Source organism: Nitrososphaera sp. AFS, assembly GCF_009898475.1.
Lineage (GTDB): Archaea > Thermoproteota > Nitrososphaeria > Nitrososphaerales > Nitrososphaeraceae > Nitrosopolaris.
Genome location: NZ_QURE01000013.1, coordinates 1 through 23,831 on the forward strand (window position 1 = coordinate 1; position 23,831 = coordinate 23,831).

General features: G+C 41.6%; 29 protein-coding genes, 1 tRNA gene and 1 pseudogene. 16 read left to right on the plus strand and 15 right to left on the minus strand.

The features are described 5' to 3' along the window. From DYY65_RS03020 to DYY65_RS03045, 6 genes are all read left to right on the plus strand, one after another. Positions 1–702: 30S ribosomal protein S4e (locus DYY65_RS03020; protein ID WP_162476513.1), on the plus strand; the 702-nt coding region annotated here is incomplete at its 5' end. A 5-nt stretch (positions 703–707) separates the two neighbouring features. Further along, complete coding sequence (locus DYY65_RS03025) at positions 708–1,235, plus strand: 50S ribosomal protein L5 (protein ID WP_201449289.1); 528 nt, start codon at positions 708–710, stop codon at positions 1,233–1,235. Further along, positions 1,235–1,420, plus strand: coding sequence for a 30S ribosomal protein S14 (locus tag DYY65_RS03030; RefSeq protein ID WP_162476515.1), 186 nt, complete (start codon positions 1,235–1,237; stop codon positions 1,418–1,420). The genes DYY65_RS03025 and DYY65_RS03030 overlap by 1 nt, the downstream gene beginning before the upstream one ends. Before the next feature lie 16 nt (positions 1,421–1,436). Continuing rightward, positions 1,437–1,829 (plus strand): 30S ribosomal protein S8, encoded by a 393-nt coding sequence (locus tag DYY65_RS03035; protein ID WP_162476516.1) that lies wholly within the window; start codon positions 1,437–1,439, stop codon positions 1,827–1,829. After that, on the plus strand, positions 1,813–2,367 hold the full coding sequence (locus tag DYY65_RS03040; protein WP_162476517.1) for a 50S ribosomal protein L6: 555 nt from the start codon (positions 1,813–1,815) through the stop codon (positions 2,365–2,367). Before DYY65_RS03035 ends, DYY65_RS03040 begins: the two co-directional genes overlap by 17 nt. A 157-nt stretch (positions 2,368–2,524) precedes the next feature. After that, positions 2,525–2,625: transfer RNA gene (locus DYY65_RS03045), tRNA-Leu, on the plus strand. 34 nt (positions 2,626–2,659) lie between these two features. On the opposite strand, the gene DYY65_RS03050 is transcribed toward DYY65_RS03045, so the two are convergent. The 5 genes from DYY65_RS03050 to bioD all read right to left on the minus strand — a co-directional run bounded on the left by DYY65_RS03050 (position 2,660) and on the right by bioD (position 7,022). Continuing rightward, positions 2,660–3,022, minus strand: coding sequence for a hypothetical protein (locus DYY65_RS03050; protein WP_162476518.1), 363 nt, complete (start codon positions 3,020–3,022; stop codon positions 2,660–2,662). Positions 3,023–3,409: 387 nt separating this feature from the next. After that, positions 3,410–4,507: a thiolase family protein gene (locus DYY65_RS03055; protein WP_162476519.1), complete on the minus strand. Its 1,098-nt coding sequence runs from the start codon at positions 4,505–4,507 to the stop codon at positions 3,410–3,412. Then, the gene (locus tag DYY65_RS03060) at positions 4,485–5,489 is read right to left on the minus strand and encodes an LLM class flavin-dependent oxidoreductase (protein ID WP_162476520.1); all 1,005 of its coding nucleotides are present in this window, start codon (positions 5,487–5,489) and stop codon (positions 4,485–4,487) included. The genes DYY65_RS03055 and DYY65_RS03060 overlap by 23 nt, the downstream gene beginning before the upstream one ends. After that, entirely contained in the window at positions 5,489–6,181 is a 693-nt protein-coding gene (locus DYY65_RS03065) for a nucleotidyltransferase family protein (RefSeq protein ID WP_162476521.1), read from the minus strand. The genes DYY65_RS03060 and DYY65_RS03065 overlap by 1 nt, the downstream gene beginning before the upstream one ends. Before the next feature lie 151 nt (positions 6,182–6,332). Next, on the minus strand, positions 6,333–7,022 hold the full coding sequence (bioD, locus tag DYY65_RS03070) for a dethiobiotin synthase (protein ID WP_162476522.1): 690 nt from the start codon (positions 7,020–7,022) through the stop codon (positions 6,333–6,335). Between the two features lie 23 nt (positions 7,023–7,045). Between bioD and bioA the strand changes: the two genes are divergently transcribed. Further along, positions 7,046–8,389, plus strand: coding sequence for an adenosylmethionine--8-amino-7-oxononanoate transaminase (gene bioA, locus DYY65_RS03075; protein ID WP_162476523.1), 1,344 nt, complete (start codon positions 7,046–7,048; stop codon positions 8,387–8,389). Here bioA and DYY65_RS03080 read toward each other — a convergent pair. Continuing rightward, positions 8,337–8,978: a recombinase family protein gene (locus DYY65_RS03080; protein ID WP_162476524.1), complete on the minus strand. Its 642-nt coding sequence runs from the start codon at positions 8,976–8,978 to the stop codon at positions 8,337–8,339. The two genes, bioA and DYY65_RS03080, sit on opposite strands and share 53 nt — an antisense overlap. 412 nt (positions 8,979–9,390) lie before the next feature. Between DYY65_RS03080 and bioB the strand changes: the two genes are divergently transcribed. The 3 genes from bioB (at position 9,391) to DYY65_RS03095 (ending at position 11,932) form a co-directional block, all read left to right on the plus strand. Next, positions 9,391–10,362, plus strand: a complete 972-nt coding sequence (bioB, locus tag DYY65_RS03085; RefSeq protein WP_162476525.1) for a biotin synthase BioB — start codon at positions 9,391–9,393, stop codon at positions 10,360–10,362. Continuing rightward, positions 10,346–11,509, plus strand: coding sequence for an aminotransferase class I/II-fold pyridoxal phosphate-dependent enzyme (locus tag DYY65_RS03090; protein WP_162476526.1), 1,164 nt, complete (start codon positions 10,346–10,348; stop codon positions 11,507–11,509). Before bioB ends, DYY65_RS03090 begins: the two co-directional genes overlap by 17 nt. Before the next feature lie 90 nt (positions 11,510–11,599). Then, complete coding sequence (locus DYY65_RS03095) at positions 11,600–11,932, plus strand: hypothetical protein (RefSeq protein ID WP_162476527.1); 333 nt, start codon at positions 11,600–11,602, stop codon at positions 11,930–11,932. A gap of 20 nt (positions 11,933–11,952) precedes the next feature. On the opposite strand, the gene DYY65_RS03100 is transcribed toward DYY65_RS03095, so the two are convergent. From DYY65_RS03100 to DYY65_RS03110, 3 genes are all read right to left on the minus strand, one after another. Then, positions 11,953–12,600, minus strand: coding sequence for a Snf7 family protein (locus tag DYY65_RS03100; RefSeq protein ID WP_162476528.1), 648 nt, complete (start codon positions 12,598–12,600; stop codon positions 11,953–11,955). A gap of 119 nt (positions 12,601–12,719) precedes the next feature. Then, positions 12,720–13,694 carry an asparagine synthase C-terminal domain-containing protein gene (locus tag DYY65_RS03105; protein WP_236561632.1) on the minus strand — a complete coding sequence of 325 codons (975 nt, stop codon included), beginning with the start codon at positions 13,692–13,694 and terminating at the stop codon, positions 12,720–12,722. Between the two features lie 113 nt (positions 13,695–13,807). Continuing rightward, on the minus strand, positions 13,808–14,107 hold the full coding sequence (locus DYY65_RS03110) for a winged helix-turn-helix domain-containing protein (protein WP_236561629.1): 300 nt from the start codon (positions 14,105–14,107) through the stop codon (positions 13,808–13,810). A gap of 343 nt (positions 14,108–14,450) precedes the next feature. On the opposite strand from DYY65_RS03110, the gene DYY65_RS03115 reads away from it, so the two are divergent. Beyond that, entirely contained in the window at positions 14,451–14,714 is a 264-nt protein-coding gene (locus DYY65_RS03115) for a hypothetical protein (RefSeq protein ID WP_162476531.1), read from the plus strand. Positions 14,715–14,821: 107 nt separating this feature from the next. Continuing rightward, complete coding sequence (locus tag DYY65_RS03120) at positions 14,822–16,162, plus strand: threonine synthase (RefSeq protein WP_162476532.1); 1,341 nt, start codon at positions 14,822–14,824, stop codon at positions 16,160–16,162. Between the two features lie 20 nt (positions 16,163–16,182). Here DYY65_RS03120 and DYY65_RS03125 read toward each other — a convergent pair whose 3' ends face one another. From DYY65_RS03125 to DYY65_RS03135, 3 genes are all read right to left on the minus strand, one after another. Next, the gene (locus DYY65_RS03125; RefSeq protein WP_162476533.1) at positions 16,183–17,571 is read right to left on the minus strand and encodes an anthranilate synthase component I family protein; all 1,389 of its coding nucleotides are present in this window, start codon (positions 17,569–17,571) and stop codon (positions 16,183–16,185) included. A gap of 98 nt (positions 17,572–17,669) precedes the next feature. Next, on the minus strand, positions 17,670–18,095 hold the full coding sequence (locus DYY65_RS03130; RefSeq protein ID WP_162476534.1) for a DUF2203 domain-containing protein: 426 nt from the start codon (positions 18,093–18,095) through the stop codon (positions 17,670–17,672). Between the two features lie 30 nt (positions 18,096–18,125). Then, a complete protein-coding gene (locus DYY65_RS03135) occupies positions 18,126–18,512 on the minus strand; it encodes a hypothetical protein (RefSeq protein ID WP_162476535.1) in 387 nt (128 codons plus the stop codon). A gap of 392 nt (positions 18,513–18,904) precedes the next feature. Between DYY65_RS03135 and DYY65_RS03140 the strand changes: the two are divergent. Further along, positions 18,905–19,538, plus strand: a pseudogene (locus DYY65_RS03140) (glycerate-2-kinase family protein); the annotation flags it as partial. Positions 19,539–19,805: 267 nt separating this feature from the next. Further along, positions 19,806–20,219, plus strand: coding sequence for an MOFRL family protein (locus DYY65_RS12375; protein ID WP_236561633.1), 414 nt, complete (start codon positions 19,806–19,808; stop codon positions 20,217–20,219). Positions 20,220–20,255: 36 nt separating this feature from the next. Here DYY65_RS12375 and DYY65_RS03150 read toward each other — a convergent pair whose 3' ends face one another. Continuing rightward, positions 20,256–21,032 carry a biotin--[acetyl-CoA-carboxylase] ligase gene (locus DYY65_RS03150; protein WP_162476538.1) on the minus strand — a complete coding sequence of 259 codons (777 nt, stop codon included), beginning with the start codon at positions 21,030–21,032 and terminating at the stop codon, positions 20,256–20,258. Between the two features lie 252 nt (positions 21,033–21,284). On the opposite strand from DYY65_RS03150, the gene DYY65_RS03155 reads away from it, so the two are divergent. Together DYY65_RS03155 and DYY65_RS03160 are read left to right on the plus strand one after the other, a co-directional pair. Next, complete coding sequence (locus DYY65_RS03155; RefSeq protein WP_162476539.1) at positions 21,285–21,560, plus strand: MoaD/ThiS family protein; 276 nt, start codon at positions 21,285–21,287, stop codon at positions 21,558–21,560. 13 nt (positions 21,561–21,573) lie between these two features. Next, positions 21,574–22,005, plus strand: a complete 432-nt coding sequence (locus tag DYY65_RS03160) for a molybdenum cofactor biosynthesis protein MoaE (protein WP_162476540.1) — start codon at positions 21,574–21,576, stop codon at positions 22,003–22,005. Between the two features lie 86 nt (positions 22,006–22,091). On the opposite strand, the gene moaCB is transcribed toward DYY65_RS03160, so the two are convergent. After that, a complete protein-coding gene (gene moaCB / locus DYY65_RS03165) occupies positions 22,092–23,036 on the minus strand; it encodes a bifunctional molybdenum cofactor biosynthesis protein MoaC/MoaB (protein WP_162476541.1) in 945 nt (314 codons plus the stop codon). A 96-nt stretch (positions 23,037–23,132) separates the two neighbouring features. Further along, positions 23,133–23,417 carry a hypothetical protein gene (locus tag DYY65_RS03170; RefSeq protein WP_162476542.1) on the minus strand — a complete coding sequence of 95 codons (285 nt, stop codon included), beginning with the start codon at positions 23,415–23,417 and terminating at the stop codon, positions 23,133–23,135. Between the last annotated feature and the right edge of the window lie 414 nt (positions 23,418–23,831).

Here is a 23,831-nt window from a genome sequence, read left to right on the forward strand (position 1 = left end):
GGCGACACGCGATTAAAAAGACAATCGGCGCCAATTTACTGGGAAATCCTCAGGAAGCAGAAACGATTCGTGTTAAATTCCTCTCCTGGACCACACAAGAGACAAAAATCGTACCCACTAGGAATATTCCTTAGAGATGTACTGAAGAGGGCGGCCAATATGCGCGAAGCCAGACAAGTTCTATCGAAAGGCAAAGTTAAAGTAGACGGCAAGGTAAGGATGGATATCAATTTTCCGCTTGGCTTGATGGATGTGTTGGAATTGGTTCCCGCGCGACAATATTTCCGCTTGGTTCCAAAAGATTCAAAACTATTGGTACCTGTTGAGATTGCAGATAATGAAAAAGGACTAAAGTTCACAAAGATATCATCTAAGGTCAGTATCAGAGGAGGCAAATTGCAGTATGGTTTTCACGATGGTAATACTATTGTAAGTGACCAGTCACTGTCCGTAGGCGATACCTGCTTAATAAATCTAGAAAAAATGATGATCCAAGATGTAGTGAAGTTCCAAAAGGGGAGTATAGGGCTAATTACCAGTGGAGATAATGCAGGTAGCTTGGGAAGAATTGAGGATATAAAGGATGGGCTATTTTCCCTCCCAAAACGTGCTATCCTTTCTTTGGAAAACAGAACAGTTGAACTACCTGCAGACATGGTGATGGCAGTTGGACTTGAGACGCCCTCAATTAAGGTAAGCTGATGCCAATGAGTCTAGATCCAGAGCCTAAAGTGCATCCGATGAAGAAAATCGGAATAAACAAGGTTGTAATTAATATTGGAGTAGGAAAGTCAGGTGAACCACTTGAAAGGGCAAAGCGCGGCTTGGAAGAACTAACTGGACAACTGCCGACCACCAAAAGGGCCAAAAATTCCGTAAGGGATTTTGGCATTCATAAAGGGGAACCGATTGCTGCCGTAGTAACCCTTAGACACGACGCTTCAATTAGCTTTTTGCGGCGAGTTATTGCGGCGAAAGGAAACAATCTGAAGTTATCTTCTTTCGATGATTTCGGGAATTTATCTTTAGGTATCCACGAACATATTGATTTACCTGACACTAAATATAATCCTGATATTGGTATCTTCGGTATGGACGTAAGCATCGCGCTAACTCGCCCTGGCTATTCAATTGCAAAAAGGAGAAATCCTAAGATCATTGGACACCATCACAGGGTGACTCGGACTGAGGCAATTCAATTCTTTAGAGAGCAGTTCGGGGTGAATGTAGTCTAATGCCGAAACCTAAGCCTCGTGATTATGCAGAAACCGGAAGGAAGAAGCTTGCCCACGGGAGAGGAACAAGATGGTGTAAGAGGTGTGGTTCATATACCGGTCTCATACAACAATACGATCTCATGCTTTGTAGACAGTGTTTTAGAGAAGTAGCTGTTACCTTGGGCTTTGACAAATATGAGTAAGAGTAGTGGTTAGATCATGCCGGCCTTGAATGTTCTATCAAATTTGTTTACTACCATACATAATAACGAATCTCGAAGAAAGAAGGAGTGCATTGTGATCCCAGCGTCAAGATTTTCTAGCGACGTATTGCGCGTAATGCAGAAACACCGCTATATTGGCGAATTTGAGCAAATCGACGATGGACGCACTGGCAAATTTAGGATTCAGCTATTGGCCAAAATAAACAAATGCGGTATCATAACGCCTCGTTTCAGTGTAAGAAAAGATAGCTACTTGAGATGGGAAAGGAGGTTTTTGCCTGCATATAATATGGGATTAATCCTGGTATCTACTAGTTCTGGAATTATGTCTCATCATGAGGCCCAGGCACAAGGAATAGGAGGCGTCTTAATTGGCTACATCTTCTAAAGATGATTTTGAGGCTGAAGTTTTAGTACCGGAGAATGTGAATGCGAGAATCGAAGGAGACGTAGTCACCGTTAAGGGAAAGTTGGGTACATTGAGAAAGGACATTAAGAATATCCCTGTCGTCATCAAGATTGTAGATAAAAGAATCTCTATTAGACCTCATGGAAAGAGGAAGAAGGATCTTGCTATTACAAATACCGTTAGAAGTTTGGTAAGAAATATGCTAATTGGAGTCGAAAAGGGATTTACATACAAGCTCAAAATAGTAAATGCCCATTTTCCTATATCAGTGAAAATCAAAGGCGATAAAGTCAATGTGGAAAATTACTTCGGTGAAAGATCACCTCGTACCTCCAAAATAGTTGGAGAGTCCACTAAGGTCACAATAACTGGTGATGACGTGATAGTTCAAGGTCCAAGCGTGGAAGATGTATCTCAAACGGCTGCTAACATAGAATCATCAACTAAAATGCGGGGCAAGGATCAGAGAGTGTTTCTTGATGGTCTATTTATCTATTCAAAGGCAGTAGGGGTATGACCTAAAAAGACCAAAAACAGATCATTTATTTCAGAATTCGAGTTTTGAAATACATATTCAATTTTGTATGAAGGCTTAGTCGCGCGGGATTAAAGAGTTCTAGCCCTGATAATCACAACATAACATTTATTTTGTGCTTGAATAGGTTGTACAGTGCGCCGCTGTAGCTCAGCATGGTAGAGCAAATTCAGTTGTGGTTCCACACTTGGAGTTCAGCTGTTAACCAGTGGGTCATCAGTTCGAGTCTGATCAGCGGCGCGTTATTTTTAATGTAAAGTATGTAATATCACGATCACTCGAAGCTTATGACATCCAAGGCGATCGCATCCGCAAGAAGCTCCAAATGCTTAGAAGCCAACACGTAACCATTTTTGATCTCATTTGGAGAGACCCATCGATTAGATGATGAGAACAGTCTCTCTCTCCTAATTCGTTTTTCGAGCTCCTCTATGTCTAGTTCCCTTTCCTCAATTTCTTCTGTGACTATGTGTTTTATTGTCAACAAAGCCTTCTTCACTAAGACTCGGCGACCAAATCTTTGAGAAAAATCTCTCGCGCCTTCATCGATATCTAGAATCTTCATTTTGAGCTGATATTTGTTTAAGGTGTCACGGCTTGTGAGTAGCCTCTCGTCGACAAACCTATCATAGCTCATTATTTCTTACTCCTAGGTATAATTTGGGCTATATGAATTAACGTGTTCTTAGACCTTATCGTTTGAATCTATAGATTCAAAACGACAGAAGAAACAGCCATCAGTTGTTATGCCACACTCTTCAATTCGAACTTTGCCTCCAGGCGAGGCATTCACAAATAATGTTCCGATGACTCTAATCCACACCATATACTTCATTTCTTGAACCTACGGGACGTATGGACACCTCTTCGATAATTCCATAGGAGTCAATTTTTTTGAACGCCGTTCGAGAGAAGCAATAGCAGCAGAAAGAAGAGTTTGGCCATATGGTCTTGTGACATCGTACACACACAGTTAACCTGAATTCCCCAGCCCTAGCAAAATCGAAAAACTCCTTCGTTATCGTTATGAATCTACACCCAGTACCAAAACTGTTGCAGAGGTACCAGCGGCAGCTAGATTCTGCACTAATCCTGCCTTGCATCCCTTTACCTGTCGTTGCTCCGCTCTATTTCCAAGCTGCAACACTATTTCTGCGGTTTGGGCTACTCCAGTAGCACCTATTGGATGACCACATCCTAATATTCCGCCTCGTGGATCAAAGATGATCTCATCTTGTTCAACAAATTTCCCACCTTCACCTTTCTTTGCGAACTTTAGATCTTCATATGCAAGTATCTCCAGGATGGTAAATGCATCATGTAATTCAGCTACGTCAATCCCACTTGGCTTAATCTCAGCCATCTTATATGCTTCTTCGGCAGCTTCCCTGGTAGCAATAATAGACGTTAAATCTGCCCCAATTTTTGAGAAGGAGGCTCCACTCGTTCGTTGACCAATACCTCTTATCCAAACAGGGTTTTCGCTCAATATTTTAGCCTTTGACTTCGAGGCAAGCAAAAGAGCCGATGAACCAGTACATAAGGAAGAACAATCTAATAATTTTAATGGAGGGGCTATCGCTCTAGACTTTAAAACTTCTGCGGGAGTTATAGGTTTCCTGAATAAAGCATTAGGATTTTTTAAGTGATTCCTTGCCGAAACTAAGGCCATTTGCTCCTCCGTAGTTCCATATTTGTTCATATGTGCTTTAGCGAATAATGATGCCCAAAAGATAGGAAGGCCGTATTCACCTCTAGTCACGTCCCAGTTCAGCTTTCGACCGGGGGTATTGGCCTCTTCCGCTCCAACAACTAGCACAGTATCACATAGGCCGGAGGCAATATGAGAAAATGCAGAGACGATTGCATTAGTTCCAGAGCTACATAGGTTATCAATCCTATGACAAACCTTGGGTCTAAGACCCAACATCTCAGAAACAATCGACGCAGAATACTGTTCAACTGAGCAACTTGAAAATAGCACAGCGTCTATATCTTCTTTTTCCAAATACTGTCTTCCTAGAATGTTTACACACGGCTCACATGCTTTTTCGAAGAAGGCCTCATCTGATGATCTGCTAAATTTGGATGTGTCACAGTCAATTATGGCCACGTCGTTCATCACAAAAAGTCGCGAGCATCTCCCTAAAAGAAGTTTCTGGGTCTCCAACTGGATTTACCTGTAAGATTATCGTTGTCAGCCCGCACGAACGAAGGTCATTAAAGGAATCTAAGCATTGCTGGGAATTGCCCGAAATTGTTAGGGCGTCTAGCATGCGTTCCGAAACATGTTTCGTAGCTTCGCTAAGTCCCTTAAGCCTGTATGCATCTGAGATTTCGAGAACTTCTTGGGCAAATCCGTTAGCGGCTAAAAACCTATTATAATATTTCCCAACCGAAACATAAAATGCTAGTGTCTGTGCAGCTCTTTGTCTGGCCAGCAGTGGTCGGTCATTTGAAATTGAACAAATAACAACACTTGCAATTTCAAATCCACTACTTTTCTTTCTAACTGATTTAATATTTTGCACGGTTCGCCTCAACTCGTCATAAGGCCTTAGATACAGTAGTATACCGTCTGCAATTTGGGTGGAAAGGGACACCATCCTTTTATTTATTGCTGCCATGAAGATAGGTATCTCAGAGCGTTGTGGCCTATAGAGTAGTTTAAAATTATTAATTTTATAAAACGATCCGGAATAATTTACGGTTTCACCAGTTATCATTCGGCGGAGGCAGGTCACGTATTCATGTATTCGTCGCAATGGCTTCGAAAATTCGATTCCGTGCCAGTTCTCCACAATAGCCTCTGTGCTGACACCTAAGCCCATTACAGCTCGGTTGTTTGAAAGCATGTCTATCGTGGTTGCAGCCATAGCAACAGTTGCAGGTGTCCTTGCATATACGCTAAGGATTGCTGTCCCTAATCGCACTTTGCTGGTCAACTGTGAAATCGCGCCCAATGTGGCAAACCCTTCGCGACCCCACGACTCAGGAATCCACAAGGAATCGACTTCTCTAGAGTCAGCAAGCTTTGAAATGGCAAGGACATCTCTTATAGACAACAGGCTGCCCAGGCTATAGCCAATCTTTACGGCAGACATTAAAAAAAGGAGGAGGAAGATTTCAACTCTTTAGCAGCTTCTTCTATATCTTTATGAGAGTCAATCGAGCGCCAAAATGAACTCAAGTAGCGTCTGCCAAGCAATTTTTTGGATTTTGCCATTTCCGGTAGGGCTGTAATTTCGATATTTCCAACTTCAGGTAAATACTCAAATACTTCACGGGTAAAATGGTATACCCCAGCATTAATCCATTTATCTTTGATAATAGGTTTTTCAACAAAGCCCATCACGTTCGACTGCTCATCAACCTCAACTACACCATAAGGGCTTCTTAATGGTACTAGCGCAAGCGACGCGGTGTCGCTCGCGCGTAGTGCATTGGGGTCAAGATCTGTGAGTATATCTCCATTCACCATGAAAAACCCGTCATCTTTTAGTCCCCCGAGTAGGCTTTCTGCATTCTTCAGTGCACCACCGGTACCTAATGGTTCCTCCTCTACGGCGTAACCAACTTTGACTCCAAACCTATTCCCGCTGCCGATATAATCAATAATTTGTTCTTTGAGATAGCCGACACATATCAGAATTTCGTTGATGCAATGCTGTTTGAACCATCTAATCTGCCACTCGATTATAGGAGTGTTTGATACTTCAATCATTGGTTTTGGCCTTTCATCCGTCAATGGTCTCAATCTCTTGCCTAATCCTCCAGCCAAGATAATTGCCTTCATTGTCCTCCAAATCATACTGTTTTGTATAAAAAAGTATGGCACATTTTACAACTTCAAAACGAGTTGTTCACAGTTTTTCCTAGGCTAGAATCATTCGGCGATTACAGGTTAAATCAACCTTTAGGGCTTTGAATAGGCGTTGTAGTTGCATTCAAATTGCCAAAATCTTTTCAAGAATTTTATCATCCAATTCAAATTGTGATTGTAGTTTCCGACTTAATCTCGGTATTGTACAAATTAAGTCAACATCGCATAACCTTTTCACTGAATCTATTAGTCGTCTATCTATTACATCTGGCCGACGAGGGAAACCGTTAAGCACCAAACCAGCTATTCTCAATCCATAATTTCTTGAGACGCGAAGAGTTAGGAGTATGTGATTCAACGTACCTATCTTGCAACTAGCAACTATTAGCATCGGAGCGTTGACAGCTTTCGCAAAGTCCGCAAATGTTTCCTCTTCAGTTAAAGGAACCATTAAGCCTCCGATGCCTTCTACTATAAGGAAATCATGTTTAGCTCCAACTTTCTCTAAAGAGCTTACAGCTGCCGTAACTGCTATCGCTGTTTCCCCCGTAATAGATGCGGCGACAAATGGAGCCGCTGGCAAGGAATAAAAAAAAGGATTAATTTCATGATCACACTCATCTACACTGGCAGCTTCAGCCAAAATAGCAGTATCTTCTGAGCGGTATTTATCTGAGTACCTCTCATTAGATGCTGCAAAAGGCTTCATAACTCCCACGTTGATGCCGTTAGACCGGAGGCTGCGGGCCAGTGCGGCTGCCACTGTAGTCTTACCCACTCCAGTATCTGTACCAGTCACAATAATTGATCTCATAGAGTAGTTATTACCGTAACACGTTGCAACTAATTAAGATGCACTTAATTGACGCGGACAAAAGGTATGTTTGGCACCCGTATACCCAAATGCTGGATTGGATGAGATGGGATAATAAGGTGATAGTAGATGCAAAAGGGTTTTACCTCATCGACAGCAAAGGAAAAAAATATTTGGATGGGATTGCCAGCATGTGGTGCAATGTTTGGGGACACAGTGACAATGAAGTACTCAAGAGCATGTCAAAACAGATTCGGACAGTACCACATTCAACGCTTTTCGGCCTAGCCAGTGCGCCATCAGTCATTCTTGCACAAAGACTGTTAATGTTGTGTAAGGGCATGCAAAAGGTCTTTTATTCTGATAACGGTTCGACCGCAATTGAAGTCGCAATGAAAATTGCAGTCCAATATTGGCACAACAAGGGGAAGCGGAAAAAAAAATACTTTATATCTCTCGAAAATGGATACCACGGAGACACTTTCGGCGCGATGTCTCTTGGTTATTTACCAAAGTTTTTTCGCCCCTACAGGCATCTCCTATTGAAAGTTTACAAAGCTCCGAAGCCTAGGGCATCAGATCAAACAACTGCTGATGATAGCAACTCAGACCTGGAAGATGTAGAGAAAATTGTCTCTGAACACAAGGACTCGTGTGCAGCATTGATCATGGAGAGCGGAGCACAAATTGCTGGCGGTGGTATAATTTACAAAAAAGGCTACCAGAGAAGAATTTCTGAGCTATGCAGGCAATATGGTCTCCTTTTTATTCTTGATGAAATTGCAACCGGATTTGGAAGACTAGGAAATATGGTAGAATATATTGCGCAACAGTCCAGGCCTGACATAGTCTGTCTCGGGAAGGCGCTTACTGGAGGTTATTCTCCTCTTGCTGTCACTCTTACTACTGAGGAGATCTATAATGCATTTCTGGGACAGTACAAGGATGGTAAGCACTTTAGCCATGGACATACATTTACGGGCCATGCTGTTGGCTGCGCTGCAGGAATCACAAACATTGAGTTATTCAATAAATACAAGTTAATAGAAAGAATAAGAGATAATGCACACTACTTGTGCAAGAGGCTCAAAGAATTAGACTCGCCGATCGTATCCAACCCAAGACAGAAGGGTCTGTTTGCAGCGTTTGAGTTAAAGCAGAACAACAAACCTATTACCATCATGCAGAACAATGAGAATTTACAGTACTTTGTTATGCATGAGTCCATGAAAATGGGGGTCATCCTCAGGCCGCTAGGCAATACTATGGTAGTCATACCCCCGTTAGCCATTTCTAGGAGGGATTTAAGAAGGATTATGGATGTCCAGATGTGTCTAGTAAAGAGGATCGAGAAAGAGTGCAAATAGGGCCTTGTCGCAGTTCTTTGTAGAGGGTCGCCCTAGAAACTCCTAGCGCACCCGCGATCTTTGTTCTCGGAGTATTAGCTAAAAGAAGTCTAATTAATTTATCCTTATCGACTGTCTTTTTGGGTCTTCCCGCGATTATCCCTGATGCTTTTGCTCTAGCCATGCCGTCCTTAGTTCTCTGCACCAACATCTCCCGTTCCCTTTCAGCAACCCAAGTCAGGATGCCGATCATAAGCCTTCTGATGCTAGGCTCGGTATTTTCTAGAAATGATTCTCGCGGTGAGCATGAAATTAACGGTGCATATTCCTCAATAGCCTTGATCGCATCCAGAGTATCCCAGAAGGTCCTGCCTACTCTCGACAGCTCATAAACAAGAACAGCGTCTATCGCTGCATCTTTAGCTATCGATAGAAGCTCCTGAAATGCCTTTCGCTTTATCGCAGGGATCTTGCCGCTAGTAGAAGTGTCTTCGAAAAAATCGATTACTGTATAGCCATGTTCCGATGCCCATTTCTGCAGGAACAATTTTTGGTTTAGAATAGTCTGATCGTCAGTGCTAACTCTCAGGTATCCAAACGCGTATTTCATGGCTAATGAATACCTACCACTTTAACTATAATTTTGTTAATATTGTACGATAACGTGTCTAAAAAGGGTTAGACGAACCTTTACTTACTGTTTATGCCCATGTAAATAAATGGTACCCTTTACTTGCATGTGTATTAATGGACCCGTTTACACACACTCCAAGTAGATGCCTCATCTGACGAAAATCGTTTCACGAATCTCGATCACCCATTATCAATCTTTGGAAGATCATCTATGTATATTATCACAAATAGAGCAAAAACCCCTAACCTGAATCCGAAAATATGGCCATTTTTGTGGTTGATAATAAAGATAAGCGGTGAAAATTATTTCTATATTCGAGTTCTGAAATATACGGTATTTTGGTTTATCTTCAAAACGTTAATTACATACAGGATATTTTTTATTTACAATGAACGAAAGCCAATTCATTCGCGATATTATGAATGATATACTCAGAGGATCAAACATTTCTTTTGATGATGCTGAAGCTCTGCTTTCAACTGATGAGGTGCTAACTTTGGCGGAGTGTGCAAACGAAATCACAAGGTCATTTAATTCGCACAAGGTTGATGTTGAAACGTTGCTGAATGCAAAATCAGGGAACTGTCCAGAGGATTGTTCGTTTTGTTCGCAATCCTCGCATTATAGTAGCTGGATCAACAAATATCCACTACTGGATAAAAAAGCAATAGTGGAAAAGGCAGAGGCTGCTAAAAGGGCTGGCGCATCAAGTTTTTGTCTAGTTTGTGCATATCGCGAACCTCCAGAAAATGACTTTCAAAGAATATGTGAGACCATATCCGAAATTAAAAAAATGGTCGACATTAATGTTAACGTTTCACTTGGTTTCATGACTTACGATAGGGCTCGCGAACTAAAGGCCGTTGGGGTTAAACGATACAATCACAATCTAGAAGCATCTGAAAGTTACTTTGCTAAGATCTGTAGAACTCATGATTTCCAAAATAGAGTGAGAACTGCAAAAATAGTCAAAGACGCAGGTCTTGAACTCTGTTGTGGGGGTATTATCGGTATGGGAGAAACTATCCGACAGAGAGTCGAACTCGGATTCTCAATAGCATCACTTGCCCCAGAAGAGGTTCCATTAAACATTTTGGTTGCTCAAAAGGGAACACCCTTTCAAGATACGGTACACATTTCGACTGATGACATCTTAAGAACAATATCAGTTTGGCGCTTTATAATGCCAACTACAATCCTGAAAATCGCAGGGGGAAGGGAGGTCCATTTCAGTGACCAGGGGAGAACTGCACTGCGAGCCGGTGCAAATGGCTTAATAACTGGTGGCTATCTAACTGTCGATGGAAACAAGGCAAGCAAGGACCTTCAAATGATCCGGGAAATTGGTCTCCATACATGATGTGATCAATGAGCTTTCTGATCTTAAGGAAAGAAATCTATTTAGATCTCCTCCTATAGTGGAGGCGATTGGCTCCAAAGCAATCGTAAATGGCAAACAGAAGATTAATTTTTGTACGAATGACTACCTAGGGCTTTCCAGTAGCCGGCGTGTCGTCGCAGGCACAATACAATCCTTGCGGACTATTTCACAGTGTAGTTCCAGATTGGTAGCTGGCAATTCGCCTATATTGTTGGAATTGGAGCAAACCATTGCAAGACACCGAAAAACTGAGGCGGGTCTTCTTTATCCGAATGGATACATGGCAAACTTAGGCCTTATCTCTACACTGTCTAGGAATAGAGCGACGATATTCAGCGACGAATTGAACCATGCAAGTATAATAGATGCATGCAGACTTAGTCGCACTAATGTGAAAGTATTTGCTCATAATGATGAGGAGCAGTTAGAAAAGCTTCTACATTCGACCCGCGGTGACAAGATTGTCATTACTGAAGGAGTTTTTAGTATGGATGGAGACCTGTCTAAATTGGACAGAATCTGCTCTATCTCAAAGAATTATGACGCAACTTTAATCGTCGACGATGCCCACGGAGATTTTGTATTCGGCCAGCCAGGTTCGTACGCTGGTATCCCTGAACACTTTCATGTAAATGAAAGGATAGATATGAGCGTGAGTAGTTTGAGCAAGGGTCTAGGATGTTTTGGCGGATATGTGGCTTGTTCAAATCCAATTAGAGAATTGCTAATAAATAAGTCAAGACAACTAATATACACTTCTGCCTTACCTGAGCATTTGTGTGTCGCTTCTCTAATTGCAATCCCGCTTGCATTAAAGGGACACTTGCAAAAGAGACTATTTAGAAATATTAGACTAATTACTAAAGGGTTGGCTGCCCTTGGTTTTTCGATTGGGAAGAGCGCCAGCCAAATTATTCCAGTAATGATTGGAGATGAAAAGAAGGCTGTTAACTTCGCCAGCGGGCTAACTAACAATGGAATCTTCGTTCAGGCTATCAGATATCCCACTGTCAGCAAGGGCAATGCCAGAATAAGGTTGAGCATAACCTCTGACCATACATATACTGACATCCAGGTGGCTCTAAATTGCTTTGAATACGTAGGCAAAAGAAACGGGCTAATATAGCCAAAAGAATTTGCAAGCTTGTTGTTTCTATCCAATGTTGCTAAACTCGAATTTAGAAATAAATATGAGCGCAAATAAAACCCATAGTCTTTGGAATCTAAACCATACACGTTCGAGTTGCGGCTCACGAGAGCGCAGCAGGCAGAACTGCGACTCTACCTAGAGTCGCTTCCAATCCAAATGGTATTATTCGGTTTGCGTTTTGCTTATAAACGTGAAAGAGCGATCTCTGGCGGGTACCTTATGCCTGGACGGAAGAGCATAGTAAAAAGGGAGACTTTTTTGTTAAACCGTAAACAAGCGAGTTGGAGGCTTAATAACTGGAAGGCAATGATACGCTCATATCGAGAAATAGGGTACAGCTATCCTACTATTTCGAGAATTAAAAAGGAGATAGCGGGAATTGCTACTGGCCGCAAATAACGAGCTAATGTTGCTCTATTCTAGAACAAAGAGGCTTCTGTTTTCCTACTTTGCACAGTTGATGGTAGATCCGGGAACTTCTCTTTCATGCTTTCTTCTACTATTGCACTGGCTTCTTCAATTATTTTTACTCCATCTTCGTTTAGACCTGGGCTGCTTGGAGCCACATCAGCGGTCGGAATATGTCCTGACTCATTCATGATGCTTCCCAATAAATCTGATATCTGCCCTAGCGATTGGTCTGCCTCTGGCAGCATCGATGAAAGTTTCCCTTGTATTCCCTTTATCACGGACATTGCCGGGCTAAGAGTCACAACAACGTCGCCTAACTCAGTAATAGTGTTTAACCTTAGCTGAATTTGTTCGAGAGCCAACTTGGCAGAGATCACCATTTTATTCATTTTCCTCACTTGGGATAACTCGCTGGACAATACCCTTGCGTAATGGGCATCGTGATTTTGGACTGAAAGAACAATTCGTTTAAATATAAGTTGATCTTTTTCCTGCATCTTAATAGAAATGCTATCAAGTTTTGAGATCTGAAGATGCAACCTGCTCTGTGCTTCTTCTATTCTAGGCTTAAGTGGAGCCTGTGGCTTAAACCCATCAAGAAGTTTATTGCCGACATTCTCCGCATGAGGTTTTATCCATTTATTTCCAAAAGACATCCGTAAACTGGCACCTATATCCATCACATGGTTTATCTAAAAAGCAATATGTGTCTTAATAATTTGTCACCGCGGTAACTAGACCCGGAGGTTACGCAATCCCTGATTTTGATATGACTCTAATCGTGAGGCAGCGTAATCGGAATTATAGGAAACGATCCACAGATCTTACAATACGTATCATGAGAAGACACGCAACCGCAGCATTTTGGGCACCTGGAGTCGAAGCACTCTTCATTTGCAGGAGGGCAATAATATGATCTAAAAATTCCGTAATAGTGAAGTTGCTCTTTGGATGATATGTTTACACGTTCATTTAGAGCCGATCTTATTTTGATGCCGAATGTTCGTTCATCATAACCATTTTCAAACTGGGTTTTCAAATTTACCGTTCCTGCTCCCTCCTCCTGTGCCATTTTGTTCCGCCAAGCAAAGTCGTAACCAAGCTCCCTCTGGAAGCATTTTCGCAAGATGTATTTTCCCCAACAGTTTCCAGAATGTTCTCCAATTTTTTCGGATAACGGTACGGATGTGGCGTAGCTAAGAAATTGCGAGTCCAGAAACGGTGTCATCAGGCCTATTCCAAGAGTTTTTGAGAGCACATTGGATGAGAATTGCATTATGTTCCAAAGGCGATTCATTTCATAGTTTAATCTATCCAAATCCTGGAAATATTTTCCAAGATATTTGTACCCCACGAATAGCTCATCGCATCCATCACCTGTCATCACATCTTCATAGCCAAGCTGCTTGGCAACCATTAGTCCAGCACACGATACCACAGAGTTTCGAACCTCTATCGGACTAAAAGTCTTTAAACTTCCGATTACGGTCCTGAGAACCTTGGACAAATATCCATTCCTATTGAGTCTAACTTCCGTATGTTTTGTCCTTTGCCTAAGGGCTATCTTTCTGGCATAGCTCAGGTCTGGAGAATTATCATCCCATACGACCGTCACAGTTTGGCTGGGCCTTGCGATTTCAGCAAGAATACTGCTATCCAAACCGCCTGAAAGTAAAAGGGTACTGCTAAGATGTCTTTTCACGGATTCTCTTAACTCGGACTTGAGCCTCTTGCAATAGTTAGTCGTCAGAACAGTTTATTGTAATGCAATAGATATGTTTTTGCACCTCCAAAAGAAAGATTTTAGCAAGCCTGTTCGTAAACAGTTGATTATGGAAGACTTTACGTTCTAATTGGTGAGCATTAAACTTCTTGTTGTAACTCCTCAGAACGGTTTATTTCTGAGAACTCCGGAATCGTAGGCAAGAGCCTAAGCAGTTGTTCATACTTGTCTAAATACATCAGTCCATCGTCGGTGATTCTATATAGACCGGTAGCCTCAGAATAGGTTACAAGTCTCCTTTCAACAGCAATTGCAAGGTAGCGTATTAACTGTGAATGTGATACCATGGCATTAGTCATTATTGTTGTCTTGTACTCCCAATCCTTGGTTGCAGATCTTAGAATGGAAGCCATTATTTCGATTTCAGAACGATTCTTCAAAGATCTATGACCTGTTTTTGTTTCTCCTCGTGTTTTCAATAAAAGGGCATAGGACAAATTATAAAGACCAAAAAGCTTGCAGACAGTCAACCATAAGCACTGTTGCCTCAATGGGGGCAATTATTAATCGATTTACATGAGGACTTGTAACATCCATTAAGTTGTTGCGATGGCTGATTAGGTTCATGACCTTACTAAAAAGATCTGAGATGGTGTCTAAACTATAAAACGATTCTCGCATAAGCTTGAAGAATGAAGATCTGAAAAATATGATGTGTCGGAATTCAGGCCGATCCTAATAGTAGGCAAGTTTTTTAAAGGCGAAGCAGAGGAGAGAATCTACATGATTAAGGAAAAAATCAAGGTAAATAGCAATTTTTATCAGGTGACACTTAATGATCAAACTCAAATGTATGCTACGAAACTCAGACGGCTTTATCAACAATCCTACACAGATGTAGACAGCTTCGACGAGGTCAGTTCTGAAATTTCAACAACCGTAAGCAACCTCCTTAAACATGGTGTCTCTCCTGATGTCAAAGAGGATGACATGGACGGCGTAATCCAACAGTTGTTGAAAATATGCGATAAACTGTCTAATAGATGAAAGTGCTGCATATAATTTCGGATGTTTTGAATCGTTATTCTATACTGCACATGTTGAGACACCATGCAAGCATAAAACTCTAAATAGAATCTAGATAAATTCTGGCTATGAAAGGTACATCTACCAAAAGATGCATTAATCCTTCATGCGGATTATCTTTCGAGATAGATAATGATATTTACCGATGCTCTTGCGGATTTCTTGTTGATGTTATTTATTCAGAACTGCCATCCAAGAGACTGACTGAGGTATTCTTTGACCGGCGGAATCACAGAGAAAATATTTATGATGAAAGTGGGGTTTGGCGGTTCAGAGACCTACTTAATTTCTCGGGGATAGATACAAACAGTATCAGTGATTGTGCAAAAACTCTAGTTTCTCTAGACGGTGCCGAAGGTAGGCTTTCCAAGCCGTACACTATGACAAAAGTTGCTGAGTATGCATTAATGCCAAACAGTAATTTTTTCTTACAGCCAGAGGGCTACAACCCAAGTGGCTCGTTCAAGGATAACGGCATGTCTACCGCAGTCACCCATGCAAAAATGCTGGGGGTAAAAAAACTAGTCTGTGCTTCCACAGGTAATACCTCAGCATCCGCAGCGATGTATGCTGCCAACGAAAACATGGAATGCGACGTTTACATTCCTAAAGGAGAAGTTGCACCAGGTAAGCTAGGTCAAGCGTTCCAGTTTGGGGCACAAGTTATTCAAGTGGAAGGAAACTTTGATGATGCCCTTGCTGCTTCCCTCGCTGATTCAAAGCTAAGCCATGGGTACACAGTAAACTCACTCAATCCATTTAGACTCGAGGGACAAAAGACAATAGTGTATAGGGTGTTGGAACATCTGGATTGGAATCCTCCTGACTGGATTGTATATCCAGGAGGGGCATTGGGTAATATCTCCAGTTGTGGTAAATGCCTGATCGAACTGGTTGAATGGGGATGGATAAGGAAAATCCCAAGGATTGCAGTAATTAATGCAGAAGGTGCCAGCTCATTATATGACCTTGTGAATAGCAAATTTGAGAGCAAGCCTCTTAGTTGGAATAACGGCAGACCAGATCTGGAAATGATAGAAAGGTATTATCATTATAAAGATGGCAAGGGCTTGACTCCTAAGACTCGAGCTACTGCTATTCAGATTGGAAAGCCGGCAAATTTGATCAAAGCCTTAAGGGCAATTGAATTCACTAATGGAGTCGTTACGCGGGTTTCAGACATGGAGATGGCAGATGGAATGTCTATCGTCGGTCTAAACGGGTTCGACTGCGAGTTGGCTTCAGGTGCTGTCCCAGCAGGGGTACGAGTTCTTAGACGAGACGGCATTATTAAGGCCGATGACATCGTCGTGGGCATACTTACAGGTAGACAAAAAGACCCGTCACTCCCAGTGGAATATCATACCAACAAATCAAATCGATATGCCAGACCACCGACCAATGATTAGGTATCTCGATTTGAATTATTCTATTTGAGGCCGTACTTTGGCCTTTCAATATTCGAACTCAACCTGAGTGCCAAAAGGAGGGCATTAGCCTTTTGAGTGGTTTCACGCCATTCGCTAATTGGGCGAGAATCGGCTACAATGCCGGCACCTGCTTGTACAAAAGCGGTGTTCCTATTTACGAATATTGATCTGATAGCAATCGCGAAATCACATGAGCCATTTGCAGAGAAATACCCGAGGGCTCCTGCATAGGGTCCTCGAATCTCTGGTTCCAGCTCGTCGATTATTTGCATTGCGCGTGGCTTAGGAGCTCCGGAAACAGTCCCTGCAGGGAAAACGGCCTTGAAAGCATCGAATGAATCATTATTGGGGTGAAGAGTGCCCGTCACGTGAGAAATAAGATGTTGTACGTGACTAAACCTTTTTATTTTCATTAACTGTCTGACCTCAACAGTCCCGAATTTGCTTACTTTACCGATGTCGTTACGTGCCAAGTCTACTAGCATGGTGTGTTCCGCTATCTCTTTTTCATTATTTTGAAGATCCCGCTTTAAGCGATCATTTTCATAAATATTTCTTGTAACCGGCCTGGTACCGGCTATTGGAAACGTTTCAACTAAGTTGCCTGTCACCCTAAGAAGCATTTCCGGACTAGACCCAATTATTGCTCTCTCTTTGTTTTTGAAAAAATACATGTACGGTGATGGATTTATTTCTCTTAGACTCGAGTAAACTTCCAGGAGATTCCCTGAGGTTTTGAATGTAATTCGTCTTGAGAGGACAATTTGAAAAACGTCCCCGTCATACAGATATTTCTTTGCTCTCTCAACCATTTCAATGAATTCTTGCCGGCGTATATTTTGTTTGGGACTTCTTGATGAAAACGTCCCTAAATTGAAATCTATCTTGTCATTTAAAATGATCTCTCTTACCTCATCAAGCCGGGATTTCGAACCCAGTGAAAAATAGTAAGGCTGCCCTTTCATATGATCATAAAGTATTCCATCACTGAACACTCCGAATTCAAGCAACGGAAAGTCGGACTTCAAAATTCTCCTTTTGCCTAACTTCTCCCAAAAACGAACCGCATCATAGCTGACATATCCTACTGCGCCACCCAAATATCTGTACCTGTGATCGGAGATCGAGGGAGTGAATTCTCGAAGCTGAGCTAAGGGATCCACGGCGTCCCTCACCTCCTCTAACCCGGAACGGTCGCGGATCTTCAATTTTTTCGTGTCGCACGAAATAATCAGGTCTGGATCGAATCCAATTATAGAGACCTCGGACAGCGTTTTTGGCCCATCAAGAGACTCGAGTATAAACACCCTGTCATAATGTTGGCATATTCTTTGAAAGATATTGAATTGATCATGCGTCGAATCAATTTTTTGTATTTTTACTTTCATATCTAGCGTCACTCAGGACTGGTAGAGTTTATTTTGCCTGTAGCATCCTTGTGGTAATGTCACTCTCGAAATTGAGATTAACAATCGGGTTTCTCAGACTATCTTAGATCTGAGAAGTCATCTGCTTCGGCTGAGAAGCCTCTTGGCGGCAATGGCTTCCTTCCCAAAAAACCCTCTTCCTTTGCATGCCAAAATTTGATCTCGTTCTCCCCGAACTTCCAACATAACCACACTTCCTCATCAAACCGCTTGCATGGAAAATCGACCAGTCCCTCTTCTACACTCTTTATCACTATTCCCATTGACTCTAGAGCCTCTATAGATTTATACAGCTCGGACACAGCCGCGTTGAGCTCTTGCTTCTTCTCTATGAATTCTTCCAACTCGGAATTGAATTCAATAGTTCTTTGCAAATCCTCATGCAGCTCGACGACATATTTTTTCTGAGATAGAATTTCATTAAATTTTCTCCTTACTTCAGGAAGGGTATTATTCGCGTCCTGTTGAGTATAAATCCTAAACATCCAACGACGTTACATGCAATTGCAGACAATTTATGTATTGCCTTGAGGAAGGTTTTTCGTCCGTCGGACTTTTCGCGTCTTAAGCCTTTCTATTTTCTGCCCGTTCTTGGTTTTGGTAGTAATTGTGTGCTTGAATCTATCTAGATCACCTAGGCCATGAGGATAATTTTCCCACAAATTCGATCGGCCAAATAGGTTATCTAACTTTGCTGAGGCAGATAGAGAGAACTTGTTAAGTGTCAAATGTAATGATTCATGGCTCAACAATGAGGAAGCTAATTCGACTATTTTCCCATAGCTGTTATACTGGCGCCAAGTAGAGTAATTAGAGATGAAGGCCCTTGATTTGCCATAATATGTGACAAACATGAGTCCTCGCTTTCCAGCCATTCCCTTAAGTTTAAGATCTACTACCAACTAATTTCAGCTTAATTTGTTTTAACCGGAGACTAGTTTGATTAACTTATCTAAATAATAAATTCTTAAAATTTTTTAACTATTTGAGGTTTTTGGCCAATACAACACTGTTGGAACTAGAAATGTTGTCATCAGACCCGTTTTTGTAAATATTAAACGGCTCAGAACTTATCAATATTAATCTCCGACCTGCGAATATTGCTTAAATTTACCTTAAAATTAATAAAACCTGTTAACGCTGATCAAGTTCTTACGTTGCATTAGTAAGGATAGTTTGCCCTAGACCAAAAAAAAAGACTCATGATTTTAATTCATGAGGGCCTGTAAATATCTCGTTGAATCCTATATTAAATAGAAAATCCCTAGAACACGTCCAGGGTCCTAGCCGGGCGTTGGAAACAGCGCTATCTGCCTATGAATTCGCTCTCCAAGATTCAAGTCCCAAAAAGCTGGTCGAAAGGGCTACAAAACTAAAGGGTTCACAATTAACACTATCCGATCTGCAGGGGAGAATAACACCATTAAATCTCGATAAATTTGACTCAATATACATAATTGGGGCAGGAAAGGCTACGGCTGCAATGTCCAACGCGGTTTCCTGCATACTCGAGGCAAGGGTTTGCGGTGGCGCAATAACTGTTCCTCGAGGGATAGTCAAAGGCAAAGGCACCCATATGGTGGAAATCACAGAGGCAGGTCATCCTTTGCCAGATAGAGCAGGCACACTAGGAACAAAGAAAATTATCNGTAATCTGTTTGATCTCCGGCGGAGGGTCTTCCCTTTTGCCTCTACCTGTAGATGGTCTTTCCTTAAAGGCCAAAAGGGAGATCACGAAAGCACTACTGAGTGTGGGTGCAAGTATCAACGAAATTAACACAATACGCAAACACTTATCCCAAGTCAAGGGTGGCAGACTCATGAGGTTCGTAGCAAGGGGCTGTACGGTAGCTACAATGATCATGTCCGATGTTATTGATGATCCGGTAGACAGCATCGCCTCAGGACCAACAGTCCCAGATAACTCGACCTATATAGATTGTGCAAATATCCTTAAAAAATATGGACTGTGGCAGCGTCCAGCAAGCCCAGTTATTCATACGATCAAGAGAGGTATGAAAGGAGAAATTGAGGAGACACCAAAGGAAGGAGATCCAGTGTTCGATAAAGTATACAATATCCTCATAGGTAACAATACAAGCTTGTGTAATAGTGCAGTAAGATACCTTAAGCCACACGTAGATGTGGTAAGGTATTTAGGCTCTTCCTTCTCTGGCGAAGCCAGAGAACTTGGTATGTTCCTTGCAAATTTGGGTGACGCCATTCTGTTACGACAAAAATCAAGTGCTCTAGTTTTGGGAGGCGAGACTACTGTCAGGCTTAACCTTGAAGTAAATGGAATCGGTGGCCGCAACCAGGAAGCAATATTGTCTGCAGCATTGAATTGGGAGTTTCCTCCGAATTTAGATGTTGCAATAACATGTATGAGCACCGACGGAATTGACGGAAATTCAAGAGCCGCCGGCGCCGTGCTAACCTCTAGAACAATCCGTAAAATAAAGAGGAGCCGTACTAGTTTAATGACTTCGCTGAGGAAGCATGATAGCTACAATGCCTTAAAGAGAATTGGTGCCGTAGCGGTTACTCGAAAGACGGGAACAAACCTTAATGACATCACAATCTTGTGTTCGATGGGTAGATATTCTTAATGTCTAAACATTAAATATTTAAAGGAAACATCGCATTTATATCGAGATATCCTGGCCCAAGATTTTAAATATAGCTCCGTCGGCATCGCTCAGGATAAGTGAACCTTCGGAGCAAAGCCCGATCAGTTGTCCTGTGGTACGACAATTTACTTTATTAATAATTAAAGTCTTGCCAATGCCTTCTAGCCTACGAGTTACATTGCCTAGCACCCTGGTTAATTCGTTCTCGTGTTCGATCGAGTTAAGATAATAGTTTAACCTCTCGAAAATAATTTCTAATAGGGAACGTCTATTTACGAATCTGCCAGATCGCTCAGCTTTGAGTGAAGTAATAGACTTGCCTGCTTTCGAATCAGCTCCCAAGGATTGAATAATTGTTTGAATGTCTACATTTACGTTGATTCCGATTCCGACAACAGAGTAATAAATATAATTTCCTTTTATCGCTGCGTCCACAATTATCCCGCAGACTTTCTTATTGTTGACTAAAATATCGTTGGGCCATTTCACCTTGCACTGCATACGCGTTTTTGTTTCTATGGCCTCACATATAGCCAATATCGCTATGAAATTGATTAACGCGCTTCTATTTGCACGAAGCGTTGGTTTCAAGATTATCGACATCCAAAGTCCACCTGATGGCGAGACCCATCTTCTATCTTGCCTACCTCTACCATTATCTTGTCTCTCAGCCAAAACTACGGTGCCATTCAATATTTGAGTATCCGATTCCGCCATAGATACCGCAAGATCTTGTGTAGATGGCAGCCTTTTATAATAATGAATTTTTTGTCCTATCGCTATGGGCACCATAAGACGTTACATACCGATCTCATGTATGCCATTTATGTTGAATTCATGAAAAGGCATTCTGTGACCCATTTTGTTAATAATCCCTTGTAATACAATGGCCATTTGGCATTTCATTAAGAATAAGGAGGGTCAAGTTATTCCATTAGTCTTATAGATTCTGGAATAGATATAATATTTTTTTGTTGGCTCTAGAGGTCTAGTCCTTATCTCCACTTAGAAAATGTTTAGTATCAGGAGAGAGAGATTTGCTAGGTGAGCGTTCGAAGTAAAGAGGAGGATGCTTTGACTATCAGGCTCAAGGTACTATACTTTGCATACATTAGGGAAGTTGCTGGTGTTTCAAGAGAGTCGATATCTTACACAAATAATTCAACATTAGGCGAATTTATCACAAAACTCGGAAAGATTCATCCGAGATTATTAGAATTAAACTTTCAGGTGGCGGTAAATAGGACCATCGCGGGGAGGAGATTGCATTTGAAAGATGGAGACGAAATCGCTATTATACCCCCTGTGACCGGGGGATAGTAGCGCGGATAGTATGTCGACTGGAGATACACCTCACGTAAGGAGAATAACAAAGGCTACTATCCAGCTTAACAAAGTCATGAGTTGGGTCGGCGATAAAAAGGCTGGAGCTACGGTCATGTTCATAGGTACTGTCAGGCAAGACGGCCTGATGGGAAAAATCATAGGGATGAGTTACGAATCCTACTTGGATATGGCTGAAGACGATATGAGGAGAATAGAAGTGTCTGTGGCGAATAAGTATAAGATTTTGAAGGTGAAATTGATTCATAGAGTTGGATATCTTTCTCTAGGAGAGATTAGCGTAGTTGTTGCAGTTTCCGCGACTCATAGACCAGAGGCTTTTCGAGCATGTCGTTACGCACTTGAGAGGATAAAGAGAGAAGTTCCAATATGGAAAAAAGAAAAAATGGGTAGCGGGGTCGGGGTATGGGTTAAAAAGTAGCTCGATGCTTCCATCAATTGAAGTCTGCTCCATCATCATTTGGTAGTGGAACAGTCATGTAGTAGTTATCACATCAGGTTAAGCAGCTAATGTTTATGGTTTTCGAGCATTTCAAAGGCATGATGGATAGCACCCAGTAAAGGATCCAAAGATTCGGATATGGCTCTGGGACTACCAGGCAGGTTTATTATTACTGTTTTATTTCTAACTCCTGCTACTCCCCTAGAGAGCATCGAATAAGGAGTCCTGCGTTGACCGTGTGCTCTAATTGTATCAGCTATTCCACTAACTTCCTTGTCGATCACTTCTAGTGTCGCATCAGGAGTGACATCTCTTGATCCAATGCCTGTACCTCCGCATGTCAAAATTAAGTCCACTTTCGTCTTATCACACAGCGTTCGTATTTCGTCCATAATCAGTTCTAAGTTATCTGGAAGTACTTCATAATAGACTATATTATATCCAACACTTTCTAACCTTTCGAATATTAATTTGCCAGATTTGTCTTTATTCTTGTCCCGAGAATCGCTAGTCACTAAGATCGCCGTAGTTCGTTTTTTGAAGATTTTGGAAGCCTGCTTGGTCCCGCCTTCCTTCTTAATTAGCCTAATTGGTCCAATGGAAATTGAGTCGTCTACTGGCTTGAGCATGTCGTAAATGGTCAGTGCCCCTACTGCAACAGAGGTTAATGATTCCATTTCTACACCTGTTTTCCATATGCTCTTTACTTGACTGGTGATTTTAAGAGAGTCTACCGCTATGGTTACATTTACCTTGACATCATCTATTGGGATTGGATGACAGAACGGAATTAGATCTGAAGCCCTTTTTGCGGCCAAAGTACCAGCTAAGATCGCCGCATCAACAACGCTACCTTTTGGAATTTTTCCACTTTTGACCAATTGGATACTACCCGGGCTTACTGTAACAATTGCTTCTGAAATCGCCACGCGCAAAGTATCAGGTTTTGGACTGACATCAATAGTTCCATAGTTGGTATGAGTCGACGATCGTTCGATCACGTTACGCATTTATTAACATTTGACTAGGTTTTATAAGAATCCATTTGTTTCACATGGGTCAAACATAGACATCATTTTAGGATAACAAGAAGCGACCCCCGATAGCTATGAATAGAATTTTCTTGTGACGTAGTAATTCTTAAGTCTGCCCAACCCATAAATGAACAAAAGTATTACTCCGACTGCAACTACTGCCTGCAGTGATGACATCAATATCCTATTGAATCGTCCGCTTCCATCTAAAAAAACCTGAAATGAAGGCACAAACGCAATTAAGAACGCTGCAACTGCCAATATCATGAGCCATACCACAGTGACAAAGATGATTATGCTAAAATCTCTCAAGCAGGTTATCGAGAACGATTCGTCAATAAAGACTATTCTTTTCAACTTATTAAATCAATTCACCTAGGTTCATTGTACTAAACTAATATCGTACCAGACTTCATTAATGAATTGAAGTCCACAGACTACAGACAGTTTGTATTTATGGATACAACTTCTAGGCATTATCAAGCGAGCCTAGATACCGTTCGTACTATTCTGATGGCTTCTTAATTTGCAAGGAAGGCTTAGAACTGTATTGTCGGGATTAAGATTCTTTAATATTAATGTCAATCTCCTGAGGAGATATATACCTCTATTCCGCTGCGCCACAAATCGTTGATCATGTTCGTATTAGGTTTGCTGCAGAAATCTCGAATTTGAATGGTAGTACAAGTTGGTGTTATGTTGTCAAACACCTTTCAAAATTCGGGGGATGAAACAATCTTTTAGGTTCTGCATACCGAATATACCTAGCAT